Here is a 16,071-nt window from a genome sequence, read left to right on the forward strand (position 1 = left end):
GGGTAGAGTGCTCCCGAATGTATTTTGTTCCGGTGTGAGAAGAAAACCGGTTTCTTCGATGCTTTCTTCTCCGAAGTTGCATGGTCAAAAACTTTTACGGAGAAATCGTTCACATTCCATTCGTCATTAAAAACAAAATTATTCTTCGATGAAACTATCTTTACGTTTTTGGACGTTCATGCTCTGTTGTGTCGTGAGCATCTTGTCCGCCACGTCCGCCACGTTGTCCGAACTGCGTAGCGGCGGCGTTTTTACGATTAAGTCTGCCATTGGCAATAGGTATCTCTGCGAAACCGACAAGCACGAATTGAATGTACGTGCGGAATTGGGAGACGACGCCCTTTGGTTTATCAAAAGCATAGATGGAAAGTTCTATGTTTACAACGCCAAAACCGGTCGCAGTCTTCCCTCTTCGGGCAAAGACAACACCGTTTTGAGCACCGTCATGAGATGCACCGACTATTTTTTCAGAGAAAAAGGATCGGGGAAATTTACGATCAGTTGGAATAAAAATTTTGAAAACGGCTCTTGCCTGAACGTTCCCGACACCATAGATATCGTGCTCAAAGGCAATGGCAACACTACGTCGGCCGATTGGATTGTTGAAGTCCCCACTGCTTCCACCGCTTCTGTGACCGCAGTCCGCCAACGCTTCATGACCCATTTGGGCTATACGCAAACGCCGGAACCGGGTAGAATCTATCGCTTGGTAAATGCGGCTTATACGGATCGTTGCCTCGACTTCTCAGGAAATGAGCTGTTTGGGGCTGTTGTCGTTCCCAATTTACACACCCAGTTGTGGACTTTTGAAAAAGACGGTAATCGCTGGATGATCAAAAATGCCGTGAGCCAAAAAATCGTTGGCAACGCGGCCGGAACGAGTCAGTATTATCATCTTGGCGACCAAAATTCCTATTTTACGGCCGGCATTTCCACTGATTGGCTGCCGACGCTCACTTTCCAAGGCAGGCACACCGGTTTTCACTGCGCAGCGTCGCGAGGGCATCATGTCGTGGGTTGGACAAGCAACTCTTGGGCTTCTCATTGGTATTTGCAACCTGTCGATGTTCCTCAGTCTGAATTGACGGAGTCTCGCAGTAAATATCAATTGATGGAAAACGTCAACTCCGATCGCACGCGCTACAACAATCTCTTGTCCGAGTTCTTCGAAGACAAAGCCTGCACGATGCTGAAAGCAGCCTATGCCGGCTATACCGATTCGCAACTGCGTGACGCAATGACGAGTAGAGGATTACCCATCGTTTTTGCGGACATGGCCGTGAAGGTGAAAAAAGACCAATGGAATGCCAATGACAGTGAGGCCAATCGTTTGGAAAAGAGCTTTCGCATTGCGGAATATCCTGCACATAGCGACCACGAAAAATGGGCACAAAGCAACGAGTTGATGCGCACAAGCTTTAAGTATTCCGTGCTGACCAATCCCACCGGCATCACGGGCGAAACCGGCGAAATGGCCTTGATCTTCGTTGATCGTCCCGCTCCTGCCGGCACGACGTTCAGATTGCAGCTCGTCGAAGGATTCAGCCCGACGGGACAGTTCGTGGATTTGCACGAAGGGGTCAATGCCGTCAGCATTCAAGGCAAAAAACACTTGTATGTTTACTACAATGTGGACGATGTAAACAAAAAGTTGGCCGAAGCTCCCAATATCAAAATCCACATTGAGGGACTGCGTGCCAATGGCTGTTACGACATGGAACGTCACAACAACGAGGACTGGAAAAAAATGCGAACCCTCAAATCGCACGGCTTCCTCCAAGACGAGGTGATCCGCATGAAGTCGAAAAGAACGTGTTTCAGCTTTCACCTCAGCGGAGTGGAAGAGCAAGAGGATAAAGGCGAATGGAATTATGGCGGCAAAGACATGGGCATTGAAGGAGTGCTCGGACTTTGGGATGAGGTCAGCGACATGGAGTTGGATCTCCTCAGCGTTGAAAAATTTGAAGATCGCTTCAACTGTTTGCTGTTTGCAGCTTCCAATGTGGGGCTTTATGCTACAAACTACGGAACATATTATGGTACGGTCAGCTCCTTGTTCAGCTACAAACACTTGAAAGGCGGCGGCGAGAACTACAATGGCGGAAACCTTTGGCCGATAGCTCACGAAGTCGGCCACCACTTCCAACAACTTTTCAATATCGCCGGAAGTCTTGAAAGCTCCAACAATCTGTTTTCGAACATTGCCATTTGGCGCACCGGAAGAAATGTGCGCCGTGGAGAGCCGCACCAAGACATCATTGATCACTACAACAATGGCGGCAGCTGGATGGATGCGGGCATCGGCCGCAGAATGCACATGTTTTGGCAACTTTGGCTCTACTACGTGGAACTCGGCCACAAACCTACGTTCTTCAAAGAACTGATCGACAAATTGCGCAAAGAACCCATTCAAGGCGACAACGCCAATACCGATATGTTCCGCTTCGCACGTTTGTGCAGCGATGTGGCGCAAGAGGACTTGACCGAATTTTTCACGCTCTATGGCTTCTTCAAGGAGCATGGAGAGCAAATTTTGGTGAAATGGGGAGATGATTTTTATGATGGACATTATTCTCCCCAATATATACGCGTCGATCAAGCCGATATCAATGCTACCATCGCACACATGCAGCAATATCCCGTCAAACGCAATAACCTATTTTTCATCGACGAGCGCATCCGCCCCATTCCGGTGGACATTCCCGGCGTGCCTCCCGGCACCGTGCGTTGGGGGACGACGGCTTCGGCCACTCCCGGTGATGCCGCAGAAGTGGGCGATGTGGGACACTACACCGATTTCGGAAAACAACAGCAAACGCAAGCCGCACCGGCCGATGTAAGGCTCATCGGTCGCAGTGTCATCGTTTCCGGAGAGGGAGCCGTGGGCTACAAAGTGTATGACAAGTCGAACAAGCTGATCATGATTTCCAATCGCAATCGCTTCGTTCTGCCTGAAAATGTGGCCTTGGCCGATCTCATCGTGAAAGTAGGCGGTGGCAACGGAGAAGACGTGGAGATCATCAAGGAAGGACGAGTGTTGCCGCAATATGTGGTGACAGACAATACGACCACACCCTTTGATAACACTGCTAAAATTGTGCTCTCTACCAACTATGACGCCCCGGAAGCACCTTATTACATTCGCCTCACGCCCGATGCGTCGGCTTTCTTGAATGCCAACACGGCATATACGGCTAACGTCGAACAAAAGGGTAAGTTCGCTTTCTTTGCCGGAGAGCAAAACGGACAATACTACATATACAGCATCGATGCACGCAAATGGTTGGGATATAAGAACCGCGATAACGGTCAAAATAAAGTCCTTTTGTCTGCTCAATTTGTCGATGCAAGACCTTGGAACGTAGTGTCCGAAGGACAGTGGAATAACGCTTTCGACATCAAACCGCTGGACGAAAATATCGGTTGGAACTGGTACGGAGGAAAGACCAACCCCCACACAAGCATGGGATTCTTTTCCACTACCGATGACAACTCTTCGTGGACGCTCGTTCCGGCTACTCCTAAAACGGAATTGACTGAGTTGATCCTCCGCTCCGAGGAGCTTTTGGCAAAAATGGGAGTGGGCTATCCCAATGCACAATCGCAGGCTCGTCGCGCCCTCCAAGCGGCGATCCAAGCGGCAAAGGCTTCTTCTGCTCCCACGGCAGGAGAGGTGGAAGCCTTGCGTAGCGCAAAAACGAATTATCAAAATTCTACTGTCGAACTCGCGATGCCCGAAGAAGGAAAGGCCTATCGCATTCGTCACTTCTTGGGACGGTTCATTGCCAACGCTCAGACTCATGAGGGAAGTACTCCTCGTCCGATTTCGATGAGCGATGCCGAAGACAATACGACGGTTTGGGTGGCACAGCGCGCCGCCGACGGAAAACTCTGCTTGGCTTCCGGTTTGGGCACCGGCTGTTTGAGCTCTTCCCGTTCGGGAAATCGCGGAGAACTGCACGATCACGCCAATGGTTTCCAATTTGCACGCGGCAGTCGCTTCGCCACGCTCTATCTGCGCACCAATAATGTCAGCCTTTCCGGAGCGAAAGGCAAGAGCTTCCTCGAATCCATCAACAATCATCAAGGAGGAAACGGCAACAAAGATTGGGGTACGGACTTCTATCTTGACGAAGTGCCCGATTATGCCTATGTGATCAATGTGCGTGCCGGCGTCAATGGCAATTATGCCACACTCAATCTTCCCTTCGCCGTCATTCTCCCCGAAGGTCTTGTGGCCAACAAGGTGGTGCAGGAGGGAGATCTGCTGAAACTTTCTCCGCTTTTTGAAGCTTCCGCCACAGAGGCACAACGTGTTCTCCCTGCCTATACGCCGGTGTTGATCAAAGCTGCAACGCCCGGAGAATATAAGCTGAAACCGACAACGAGTGTTGCGACACAGACGACTTCGACGGGATTGGAGGGAACGATTTCCAAAAAGGATAATTCAACGCTCGAAAAAGGAACCTATGATTACTATGTTTTGACAAAGAATCAGGATCAGTATTTGATGCGGATTGTCGGCGCGGCCAATATTCCCGCCAATCGCGCTTACTATCGCACGGAAAAGAGCACTTCCCAAGTGCAGGCATTCTTCTTCGACGGCAACGTGACCGCCACGGAAACTCCCGTCGCAGAACCTTCGCAAAATGCACCCGTCTACGATTTGACGGGACGCCGGGTGAAAGTGCCTGCTCGGACGGGTCTTTACATACAAAACGGCCGAAAAGTGCTGAAAAACTAATTCTTGCAGCACATCGTGCATTGACTGAAACGCATTGCCAAGCGACCCTGTCGGAGTTCTGTTTGAACTTTGACAGGGTCGCTTGGCGTGCAGACCGGGAAGAGAGAAAAGTGGGTTTTCGGGGCATCGTAAAAAAACGCCGTAAAAATGAAGTGAGAGGATTTTTGCCGCGCATAAAGTTTGCAGTTCCCGTTTTTTGTTTTACTTTTGTCTCTTATAACCTTCACTGTTAACGCTTCTTGCAATATGTCTTTTCCCACAGTTTCCCAAAATAAAATGAAATGGTTTGTGTTGAGTGCTGTTTATGGCAGGGAGCTTAAAGTGCTCGAACTTCTCGAAAAACAAGGTTTTAGAGCTTTTGTACCCATGCAGGAAGTTGTGAAGACCGACAATTCCGGAAAGAAAAAACGGCAAAGAGAACCCGTGACCAAAAACTGGGTGTTTGTTCAAGCTGTTCAGAAAGACCTCGATGCCTTCAAACGGTTTGCCGAAATAAAATATGGATGGAAAGTGTGCTATTTGACGGAAACGCGTCATGTGCCGGCACTTCATTTGGTGGCTTCGACACCCTCGTCCAAGAAAGTGCCAATGGTGGAGAAGCGTGTGATTCTCACCATACGCGATGAAGATATGGAGCGTTTTATTCGTTTCTGCGAAGAAATGGCGGATGATGTGAAATATTATGCGCCTTCGGAAGTAGATTTGCATCGCGGCGATCGTGTGCGCATCATCGGAGGGACACTCAACGGCATGGAGGGCGTTTTTGTGAAAGTGCAGGGCAAACGCTCGCGCCGCTTTGTGGTGGATATTCCCAATATGCTGGTGGCGACAACGGCTTCTATCGAACCGGAATTTATTCAAATCATCGAAAAGAAATCTCGAAAACAAGAGTAATTCTGTAACCTAAATCTCATACATAATGAAAGGAATTGTTTTGGCCGGAGGCAGCGGAACTCGCCTCTATCCCATCACAAAAGGAGTGAGCAAACAACTGCTGCCGATCTTTGACAAACCGATGATATACTATCCCATATCGGTATTAATGCTGGCCGGCATTCGTGAAATTCTCATTATTTCCACACCACACGACTTGCCCGGATTTCGCCGTTTGTTGGGCGATGGCGGAGATTTTGGCGTCCGCTTCGAATATGCCGAACAACCCTCGCCCGACGGGCTTGCACAGGCCTTTATCATCGGCCGGGACTTTGTGGGCGATGACAGTGTCTGTTTGGTCTTGGGTGACAATATCTTTCATGGAGCGGGGTTTGGAGAACTCCTCAGAGAAGCTGTACACAATGCCGAGCATGAAGAACAAGCAACCGTCTTCGGCTATTGGGTGAGTGATCCGGAACGCTATGGCGTGGCGGAGTTTGACCGAGAAGGCAACTGCCTCTCGATAGAAGAAAAACCGAAAGAACCTAAATCCAATTATGCCGTTGTCGGGCTTTATTTCTACCCGAATAAGGTGGTCGATGTCGCTCGGGAAATTCGCCCTTCCGAACGGGGAGAGCTTGAAATCACCGGCGTGAACCGACGCTTTTTGGAGGATGGCGAGTTGAAAGTGAAAACACTCGGCCGAGGGTTTGCGTGGTTGGACACCGGAACGCACGACTCTCTTTCCGAAGCATCGACGTATATTGAAGTGCTTGAAAAACGACAAGGCCTCAAAGTGGCCTGCCTCGAAGGTATTGCCTATCGAAAGGGGTGGATAGACGAGGAGAAAATGAGAATGCTTGCCCAACCGATGATTAAAAATCAATATGGGCAGTATTTGCTTCGCGTTATTGAAGAGAAAAAACGCTATGGAGATGCCGCAAGCGAATTGTGAATGTAGCACAAATCGGCTGCCTGAAAAATAAAGCATAAAACATCATCAACTTTATTTATTCTAATACTTTTAACCTTTCTCTTTCAATCCTATGTTCAGACTTATTCTTCCTTTGCTCTTCCTGCTCTTGGGAAGTTTGAAGATTTCGGCTGCCGATTTTCCCGTGGTCGGAACAGAACAAGAACCCAACTGGTATTTGATTCGTTTTCAAAATAGCGGAGATGTGATCTCGGCTCCTTCTTCGGGAGAAGTCAAAATAGATCGGGCTAAAAAAAGTGCCGATCGCTTGTGGAAACTCGTGGGGAACGACATCGAAGGCTATACCTTTGTCAATCAGAAAGGATTGATTCTTTCAGTGAATTCGAACCAAAAAAATCAGAAACTGAAAGCTGTGGCTTCGACTTCCGGAGTGCATCAGTTTTTTATTAAGATCCTCACGGAAGGAACTTTTCCCGGAGCTTTTGAAGTACATCCCAAAGGTAATGCCTCCGTCTCCTTGAATTTGTGGGGAGGGCCGAACGCCAATAGAGGAGTAGGGCTTTGGGACAATGGCGATCCGAATAATGCCATTACTTTTGTCGGCCTGCGGGAATTGGAAAATTTAGGTCGCATTTCGATTGTGCCTTATCCGGCCGAGCTGAAAATCAAAAAAGAGGGTGGTTTGAAGTTTACAACGCTCAATGCCATTACCTATCCCGATGAGGAAACACGTCTTTATGTCGAAGATTTCTCGCGACAACTCGAATTGGTTTCCGGTATCAAGCTTTTGACGAAGCCCACGGGAGCTGTGGCCGAAAGCGCACAAATTCGCCTCTCTCATGATGCCGCCGAGCCGGCAGAAGGATATACCTTGAACGTGAACGATGAGGGAATAGAGATTAAAGCATCTGGGAAAGCCGGCTTCTTTTATGCGCTGCAAACCCTTAAACAGATGCTGCCGAGAGCCTTTTTTGCCAAAACCCGCCAAAACGGTGTGGATTGGAATGTGCCTTTTGTAGAGATAGACGACGAACCGAAATTGGAATATCGAGGTTTTATGCTCGATGTGGCACGCCATTTCTTTACAAAAGAAGAGGTAAAGCGCGTGTTGGACATCATGTCGTTATACAAAATGAACCGTTTCCATTGGCACTTGACCGAAGACCAAGGCTGGCGCATCGAGATGCCCAAATATCCTCGTCTTACGGAAATCGGCTCCGTGCGCGCCGGCTCTTTCTCCAATCCCGGTGAAGGACAGCAGTTCTTTGATGATACGGAGTATGGTCGCGGCATGTTTTACACCAAAGCCGATTTGCAAGAAGTCGTGGCCTATGCCAAAGAGCGAAACATAGAAATACTGCCGGAAGTGGATCTGCCCGGACACATGACCGCAGCAATAGCTGCCTATCCTGAATTCAGTTGTAATCCCAACAGAAAATATGAGGTGAGGGTGAAAGCCGGAGTTTCTCATGATGTCCTCAATATCGGTGACGACAAGGTGATTGAGTTTTTGAAAGACGTGATGGACTTGTTGGGCGAAGTCTTCCCTTATAAGTATGTACATCTGGGGGGCGACGAATGTCCCACGGATCAATGGAAGGTGAATGAGAAGTGTCTTGCCCGTGTCAAAGAATACAATCTGAAAGGAGTGGAAGAATTGCAGGCATGGCTGGTGGATTACCTCGGTACCTATTTGAAAGAAAAATACGATAAGGAAGTTTTTATATGGGACGAGGTCATTCTTCATTGGGATAAAAAGAAATTTGCCTTGAAGCCCATTGTGATGGCTTGGAATGTGGCTCCCGATCCCGGCGGAAAATACAGCACGCTCTCTCCCGCACAAGTTGCAGCCAATATGGGTTTCAAAAGCGTCTATGTGCCTTGGAAGGGTTTGTATCTTGACTTTATGCAAGTCCATGCTTCCGAATGTCTCGTAGATGAGCCTTATCACGGAGGTTGGGGAGATAGTCATGTTAATTCTGTGAGAAGTGTTTACAGTATCCAACCGCAGAGAGAACTCTCCGGTCGTGAGCATTTCGGCATCGGAGTGCAGGGAAACCTTTGGACGGAAACCACAAATGATGCACAAGAAATGGAGTATCAACTTCTGCCCCGCATGTTGGCTCTCTCAGAAACCGGGTGGTTGCCTGCTGCCAAGAAGAATTGGGCTTCATTCTACGAACGCTTGCAAACGCACGATGAAATCTTGGACGCTCTTGGCTATACCTATGCCAAGCATTTCATAGAACCGAAAGAGCTTACCCCCACGGAAGAAAAACTTGTTGAGGCGCGCAAAATTTTGACCGAAAGTCGTAGAGGAGCCGTGGGCTATCCTTCTGCTGAAAGCTATGATGCGTTGAAAGCAGCTTATGAGGCCGCCGAGGCTTCCGAAACTAAAATGCCGGATCTTGTAAAAGCTGTTGTTCAATTCAAAAATGCCAAGATCGTAGAGCCTGATCCGAGTCGGGTTTATCAAATCGTTTCAGCTTCGACCTATTACAAACGTCAGTTCAAAGGCTCTACCCTCTATGAAGCCAACAATGCCTTGCGCTTCCACTACACCCCTCAGATTGAGCCGGAAGAACTTTGGAGCTTTGAAACGGCAAACGGAGGTTTCGTTCTCAAAAACGTTTCCAGCGGTCGTGTGCTCCGCATGCCGAATTATGGCGCAAACATAACTACCGCTCCCGATAACGGAACGGTGATACGTGTTGATAAAGCCACCAAGAAAACACGCAATTATGCCTATATCCCCGGAGTGGTCACCATTTCTCAGGCGGAAGGTTACAGTCCGAACCACACGGGCAGAGTTAAACGCCTCAATGCCGCTTTGTCGGGCTTTGTCAATGCTGCCGACAGCACCGCACTGTGCTATACGGGTACGTGGTATGTGGTGGAAGTGGACGATTTCACCGCTCAACTCCAAGGGCTGTCGGATAAGTGTGAACGCATACTCAAAGGTGCTCGCCCCGGAGAAGTGGGGCAACCGACGGCCGATGCCCTCGAATATCTCAAAAACGAAGTGCTGCGTCGCGTGCAAAAAGCCTTGGAAAACCGCCCCGTCGCAAAAGAAACCTATATGGCATTGGCCAAAAAGTATCAGGAGTTTCAGCTTATGGAGAAAACCACTTTCCGTGGCTCTCTCGATGAAAGCCGATATTATCGTTTGCGCAATGTGTGGTTCGCTTCGCAATATGCAACAGCCAACGTCGCCACTTCTCAAATCGACAGCAAAGAATACGCTTCCGGCGATCTGCAACTTTGGCAGGTGGTGAAACATGTCGACGGAACGGTTTCATTGATTTCCAAAGCCAACGGACAACCGGCTTATATCTCTTCTTCCGCGGACGGACAAACGCTTCGTTTGGGCAAACCTTATGCTTGGCAGTTGGAGGAGCGAGAGATTGAGGGTAAGAGCGGCGTTTGCATTCTCGACAAAACGAAGAAATTCAGTTGGTATACCAATCCTGCCACTTGGAAACAAGTTATCATGAAACCTTTTTGGGGAGCTTGCACTTGGGAGTTTGAGAAGACCGACATCCCTGTCGTTTCGGCAATCGAAAAGGTACAAACTTCACAAACCGCAACCAATAACTACGATTTGTCAGGACGTGTTGTTTCTGATTTTTTCAAAGGAGTATTCATCAATTCACAAGGTGAAAAGATCATTCTCCGCTAACTCTATACTTTTTAATCCGCCGCTTGCCAATTCCATTCTTAGCAAACCCTTTCGGGAATAGCTTGGCAGGCGGCGCGATAAAACTTCAAAACGAACTTCATGAAAGTAATTCCAACGTCCATTGAAGGCGTCGTTATCTTAGAACCTCATGTGTTTCTTGATGAACGAGGATATTTTTTTGAATCCTTTTCGCAGCGTGAGTTTGAGGATAAGGTAGCCCCCATTCATTTCGTGCAAGACAACGAGTCGATGTCTTCTCGCGGAGTGTTGCGCGGTTTGCATTATCAACGCATGCCCTACACACAAAGCAAACTGGTGAGATGCACCCATGGTGCCGTGCTTGATGTCGCGGTAGACATTCGTCATGGAAGTCCCACGTTCGGGCAGCATGTGGCAGTCGAATTGACGGCCGAAAATCATCGACAGCTTTTCATTCCCCGTGGTTTTGCTCATGGTTTTGCCGTGCTGAGTGATGTGGCGGTGTTTCAGTATAAATGCGACAATTTTTATGCTCCTCAGGCCGACGCGGGAATCTCGATTCTCGATGAAACGCTTGGCATAGATTGGCGTATCGCTGTCGATGAGGCTGTTCTCAGCGAGAAAGATTGTCGTCATCCGTTGCTTGCCGATGCCCCGATCGACTTTGATATTCAACAAACACTCTATCCGTAAATCGCTGTCATGAATATTCTTGTTACCGGAGCCAACGGACAACTCGGACGCTCTCTTCGTCGTGCTCTTCTTTCCGCCGATGCCGTTGTGCATTCTGCTCCTCTTTCTCTTGTGCAACTCGATGATGCGCGCTACTTCTTTTCCGACATCGCCATAGCAGAAGAGGCTGCCGCTTATGTTCTCGACATTACCGATCGCAACAAGGTGGAAGAATTTGTTGCAGAGCATGACATCCGTCTGATCATCAACTGTGCAGCTTACACCAATGTCGATGCCGCCGAGAGCCATCCCGATATTTGTCATCTTCTCAATGCGACGTCTGTGTGTCATTTGGCCGAAGCGATGAAAAAGAAAGACGGTTTTCTCGTTCACGTTTCTACCGATTATGTTTTCGGAGGTCGGTTTCACAATCGCCCCATAGCCGAAGATGCCCCTGCCGCGCCGCTTGGCGTTTATGGCGAGAGCAAACTGAAAGGCGAGCAATGCGTTGTCGATAGCGGTTGCCGACACGTCATTTTGCGTACCGCTTGGTTGTATAGCGAATTTGGACACAATTTTGTCAAAACAATGCTCCGTCTTGCAGCCGATCGCGAAGTGTTGAAAGTCGTGGCCGACCAGTGCGGAACGCCCACTTATGCTTCGGATTTGGCCGAGGCAATTCTCGGCATTGTTAGTTCCGGCGAGTTGGATCGGAAGCAGGGCATTTATCATTTTTCCAACGAAGGCGTTTGTTCTTGGTACGATTTCGCCCATGCCATTCTTCATGGCTCCTTTTCCTGTAAAGTATTGCCTTGTTCTTCCGACGAATATCCGTCTTCGGTGACCCGTCCGGCTTATAGCGTGCTCGATAAAACGAAGTTCAAAACCACCTTCGGACGTACCATTCCCCATTGGACGGAGAGCCTCTCTCGTTGTCTTGCCGCACTTACACCTGTTCAATAACAATTTCTCACACACTCTCTCATATCATGAAAACCATCGTTATCACCGGTGGCGCCGGTTTCATCGGTAGCCATGTCGTACGCCTCTTCGTACATAAATATCCTAATTACCGCATCATCTGTCTTGACAAACTCACCTATGCCGGAAACCTCTCCAATTTGAAAGATTTGGAAGGGCTGCCAAACTATATGTTTGTTAAAATGGATATTTGTGATTTCGAGGCTTTCCATGCTTTGATGCAAGAGCATAAGGTCGATGGCATTATTCATTTGGCGGCCGAGAGCCATGTCGATCGGTCTATCAAGGATCCTTTCACCTTTGCCCGCACCAATGTGATGGGCACGCTGTCGCTTCTTCAAGCTGCCAAACTTTATTGGGAGAGTCTGCCCGAAAAGTACGAAGGCAAGCGTTTCTATCACATCTCGACCGATGAAGTCTATGGAGCACTTGCTCTCGACACCTCTTCCGAAAAAGCCCCTTACGGCCGTGATTTCTTCACCGAAACCACCCCCTATAATCCTCACTCTCCCTATTCGGCCTCCAAGGCATCGAGTGATCACTTTGTGCGTGCTTTTCACGACACCTACGGCATGCCGACAATCGTGACCAACTGTTCCAATAACTATGGCCCCTATCAATTCCCCGAAAAGCTGATTCCGCTTTTCATCAATAATATTCGCCACCGCAAGCCGCTTCCCGTTTATGGCAAGGGCGAAAACGTGCGCGATTGGCTCTATGTCGAAGATCATGCACGTGCCATTGATGTCATATTCCATAAAGGTGCCGTTGCCGAGACCTACAACATAGGCGGATTTAACGAGTGGAAGAACATAGACATTATCAAAGTCGTGATCCGAACGGTCGATCGTCTTCTCGGTCGTCCCGACGGAGCCGATCTCGATCTCATCACCTATGTCACGGATCGTGCCGGCCACGACCTCCGCTATGCCATAGACTCCTCCAAACTCAAAGAAGAGTTGGGGTGGGAACCCTCGTTGCAATTTGAAGAAGGCATAGAGAAAACCGTGCGTTGGTATTTGGACAACGAAGAGTGGATGAACAACATCACAAGCGGCGACTACCAAAAGTATTACGACGAGATGTATCGTGAAATCAACTGATGCCGCCGCAGCTCATGCCGATTGGCGAGGCCATGTTTCATGCACTTCAAAAGTCCCGTCCAGCGAGACCCCTCCCGCATACCCGATGCCCATGGAATTTAGCCATTCCGCGGGCATCGTTTTTTGACGCGTCTTTATGCCCCGATTGTGCAGCCCTGTTTTCATCTTGTTTTGAAAACCGATGCGTTCCGGCAATATTCCTCATACTCACTTTGTCACCTCTTAAAATAGTCTTAAATTCGCGTCCGATTCTTATTTACTAACATCAAAAACTATACAATGGAATGGTTCGTTAAGCTTCTGCAAAATCCCGAGAGCGTGGCTCACATCGTGATTTTGTATGCGCTGGTGATTAGTCTCGGCGTGAAGTTGGGACGTTGGAAAATCGGCGGAAAAAACGGCATCGCTTTCGGTGTGACGTGGGTGCTTTTTGTCGGCATCATCGTCGGGCACATCTGTACAAAATGGCTCTATGCCGATCCCGTGGCCGCAGTGTCTTATCAAGGACACATCATTCACGTCATCAAAGAATTAGGCCTTATCCTTTTTGTGTATTGCATCGGTTTGCAAGTTGGCCCCAGTTTCTTTGAAACCTTCAAATCCGGAGGTTTGGGCATGAATATGCTCACGGCAAGTCTGGTCATGCTCAACGTTTTGGTCATGCTCGGTCTTTATTTCTTGGGCGACATGGCCGGCATCTTTTCTCATCCCGGCGACAAGGGCAACCTTCCCATGATGGTCGGCGTGATGTATGGTGCCGTGACCAACACCCCCGGTCTCGGAGCAGCCACGGGTGTGCTCAAAGATATGATGGGCGATGCCGCCCCCGTCATTGCCAACGGATATGCTTGTGCTTATCCTCTCGGTGTGGTCGGCATCATTTTGGCCACGCTTTCCATTAAGATGCTGACAAAGGTTTCTTACGAAAAAGAATTGGCAGACATCCGTCAATCCGAGGAAAACAATCCCCATGCCACCCCCAAGCATTTGGTCATTAAGGTGACAAACACCGCCGTTGTGGGACGTTCGCTCGAAGAGTTGCACCAGTTCCTCAATCGGCAATTTGTCGTGACGCGTTGCATCAAGCCCCAAACAGACGAGATCTTTGTTCCCAATCGCGAAACGCAGCTTGAAGTCGGAATGTGCATTCATCTCGTTTGTGCCGAAGATGAAGCCGAATCGCTCGCTTCATTGATCGGAGAAGTGACCGATGGCACTTGGAGCGATGACACCGAAGGAACAGACTATGTGAGCAAGCGTTTGGTGATCACCAAACCCGAAATCAACGGAAAGACCCTTGGCAAACTCCATGTTTCCTCTATCTATGGTGTCAATGTCACTCGTATCACACGCAACGGCATGGAACTCTTTGCCGCTCGCGACCTTCGTTTGCAGGTGGGCGACCGCATTTTGGTGACCGGTCGTGAGAAAAACATCGAGCGTTTCAAAAACGTGGTCGGAGCCCATGTCAAACATCTCGATCACCCCAATGTCGGTGCCATTTTCTTCGGCATTCTCATCGGTGTCATTGTCGGACAGATTCCCCTCTCCATTCCCGGTGTTTCCATGCCCGTCAAACTCGGCTTGGCCGGCGGTCCGCTTGTCGTTTCCATTTTGATCGGAGCTTTCGGCTATCGCTATAAGATCAACACTTACACTTCCACTTCGGCCAACCTCATGTTGCGCGAAGTCGGTTTGATCCTCTTTTTGAGCAGTGTCGGCATACAGGCCGGTGCCTCCTTCTGGGATACGATCACGCAGGGCGACGGCATACATTATGTTTGGATGGGCTTTCTCATCACCGTCATTCCCATTCTCATCTGCGGTCTTTACGGACGCCTGAAAATGAAACTCAACTACTTCACGCTCATGGGGCTCATCGCCGGTTCCAACACCGACCCCCCGGCGTTGGCCTTTGCCAATGCCGCCGCCGGCAACAACGCTCCCGCCGTGGGCTACTCCACGGTTTATCCCCTCGCCATGTTCTTGCGCATCCTCATGGCTCAGCTCGTGTTGCTGTTCTTTATGGCGTGATTTTGAAACATTCATTCAACGACAAAGCCGTCTTTGCATTTTGCGGAGGCGGCTTTTCGTATTTCCGCAAAACGTTTTCGCGAAACACGGGCTTGTCGTCTGTGAATTTTTACGCATAAGTATAGCCGAAATACATTTTGATTTTGAACGAAAACACCTTTTGGGCGACTTATTTGAAAGAAAACAATATTTTGTTGCATAAAATATCGTTTATTGATAAAATTATCGTATTTTTGTAGCGAATAAAAATAGATACTTTACGAATATGAAATCAAGAAGTGATCGCATGGAGGTGCTTCGCCTCATTCTCACCAATACGGAAATCGGCAGTCAGGAAGCCCTTTTGCAAGAATTGGCGGCCGAAGGCTATAAAGTGACCCAAGCCACACTTTCTCGTGACCTCCAAAAGTTGAAAGCTGCCAAGGTGGCCAGCATGAGCGGATACCGCTACATCCTCCCCGAGAACCCTTTATATCGCCGTAAGATTTCTGCCGATGTTCCTGAGTTCTTACGCAATACCGGATTTCTCGGTTTGGAGTTTTCGGGAAATCTCGTCGTGATGCACACCCGTCCCGGCTATGCCGCCGGAATTACTACTGAGATAGACGCCCATAGGTTTGAAACCATTTGTGGAACGCTCGCCGGCGACGACACCATTCTTGCCGTGATGAGAGAAGGCGTAGATCGTCAGCAGGTCATAGACGAGCTTTCCATGGTCTTGCCGGCCGTAAAGAGCATCTTGCTCTGAATTGCTTTTAATGCCCCATTTTTGAGGCGTCTGTGTCGCCCCGCACATACTGATGTCAAATGAATGTCGCGTGGAAGTTCCATTGCATATCGTAAAAACGATACATACGCATGAGCGTGAGTCGTTGTTGCTCCGTTGTGACATGATCGTTTTTTGTATGTCATGGATTTTCCGCGCCTTTTCTTTTTCCGTTATTCTCGTTTCTCTTTTTGCGAATGGTCGCTTTTCGTTTTCTCGTCTTTTGGAGGTGATGTCATCTCCCCGGGAAGTGGGATTTTCTACATAAGAGATAGAAAATTCTACTCGTTAGGTAGAAAATCCTTC

General features: G+C 48.8%; 9 protein-coding genes. All 9 read left to right on the top strand.

What is annotated here, in order from left to right:
* Nucleotides 1–148 precede the first annotated feature (148 nt).
* Nucleotides 149–4,744, top strand: a complete 4,596-nt coding sequence (locus EII14_RS07525; RefSeq protein ID WP_124931929.1) for a M60 family metallopeptidase — start codon at nucleotides 149–151, stop codon at nucleotides 4,742–4,744.
* Between the two features lie 246 nt (nucleotides 4,745–4,990).
* Complete coding sequence (locus EII14_RS07530) at nucleotides 4,991–5,638, top strand: transcription termination/antitermination NusG family protein (RefSeq protein ID WP_124931930.1); 648 nt, start codon at nucleotides 4,991–4,993, stop codon at nucleotides 5,636–5,638.
* A gap of 25 nt (nucleotides 5,639–5,663) precedes the next feature.
* On the top strand, nucleotides 5,664–6,572 hold the full coding sequence (gene rfbA / locus EII14_RS07535; protein WP_124931931.1) for a glucose-1-phosphate thymidylyltransferase RfbA: 909 nt from the start codon (nucleotides 5,664–5,666) through the stop codon (nucleotides 6,570–6,572).
* Between the two features lie 91 nt (nucleotides 6,573–6,663).
* Nucleotides 6,664–10,230, top strand: a complete 3,567-nt coding sequence (locus EII14_RS07540; RefSeq protein WP_124931932.1) for a beta-N-acetylhexosaminidase — start codon at nucleotides 6,664–6,666, stop codon at nucleotides 10,228–10,230.
* Between the two features lie 99 nt (nucleotides 10,231–10,329).
* Entirely contained in the window at nucleotides 10,330–10,902 is a 573-nt protein-coding gene (gene rfbC, locus EII14_RS07545; RefSeq protein ID WP_124931933.1) for a dTDP-4-dehydrorhamnose 3,5-epimerase, read from the top strand.
* A gap of 9 nt (nucleotides 10,903–10,911) precedes the next feature.
* Nucleotides 10,912–11,844: a dTDP-4-dehydrorhamnose reductase gene (rfbD, locus tag EII14_RS07550; protein ID WP_124931934.1), complete on the top strand. Its 933-nt coding sequence runs from the start codon at nucleotides 10,912–10,914 to the stop codon at nucleotides 11,842–11,844.
* 26 nt (nucleotides 11,845–11,870) lie between these two features.
* Nucleotides 11,871–12,965, top strand: coding sequence for a dTDP-glucose 4,6-dehydratase (gene rfbB, locus EII14_RS07555; protein WP_199733884.1), 1,095 nt, complete (start codon nucleotides 11,871–11,873; stop codon nucleotides 12,963–12,965).
* Nucleotides 12,966–13,244: 279 nt separating this feature from the next.
* Nucleotides 13,245–14,999 (top strand): putative transporter, encoded by a 1,755-nt coding sequence (locus EII14_RS07560; RefSeq protein ID WP_124931935.1) that lies wholly within the window; start codon nucleotides 13,245–13,247, stop codon nucleotides 14,997–14,999.
* 265 nt (nucleotides 15,000–15,264) lie between these two features.
* On the top strand, nucleotides 15,265–15,747 hold the full coding sequence (locus EII14_RS07565) for an arginine repressor (RefSeq protein WP_124931936.1): 483 nt from the start codon (nucleotides 15,265–15,267) through the stop codon (nucleotides 15,745–15,747).
* Nucleotides 15,748–16,071: the final 324 nt, after the last annotated feature.

Origin of the sequence: Alloprevotella sp. OH1205_COT-284 (assembly GCF_003859795.1) — a bacterium.
In the GTDB taxonomy this organism is placed as follows: Bacteria; Bacteroidota; Bacteroidia; order Bacteroidales; family Bacteroidaceae; genus Alloprevotella.

Bases quoted from the DNA above. Each gene is read 5' to 3' on its own strand.
- rfbA (WP_124931931.1), top strand. From the start codon at position 5,664: ATGAAAGGAATTGTTTTGGCCGGAGGCAGCGGAACTCGCCTCTATCCC.
- rfbD (WP_124931934.1), top strand. From the start codon at position 10,912: ATGAATATTCTTGTTACCGGAGCCAACGGACAACTCGGACGCTCTCTT.
- EII14_RS07530 (WP_124931930.1), top strand. From the start codon at position 4,991: ATGTCTTTTCCCACAGTTTCCCAAAATAAAATGAAATGGTTTGTGTTG.
- EII14_RS07525 (WP_124931929.1), top strand. From the start codon at position 149: ATGAAACTATCTTTACGTTTTTGGACGTTCATGCTCTGTTGTGTCGTG.
- EII14_RS07540 (WP_124931932.1), top strand. From the start codon at position 6,664: ATGTTCAGACTTATTCTTCCTTTGCTCTTCCTGCTCTTGGGAAGTTTG.
- EII14_RS07565 (WP_124931936.1), top strand. From the start codon at position 15,265: ATGAAATCAAGAAGTGATCGCATGGAGGTGCTTCGCCTCATTCTCACC.
- rfbB (WP_199733884.1), top strand. From the start codon at position 11,871: ATGAAAACCATCGTTATCACCGGTGGCGCCGGTTTCATCGGTAGCCAT.
- EII14_RS07560 (WP_124931935.1), top strand. From the start codon at position 13,245: ATGGAATGGTTCGTTAAGCTTCTGCAAAATCCCGAGAGCGTGGCTCAC.
- rfbC (WP_124931933.1), top strand. From the start codon at position 10,330: ATGAAAGTAATTCCAACGTCCATTGAAGGCGTCGTTATCTTAGAACCT.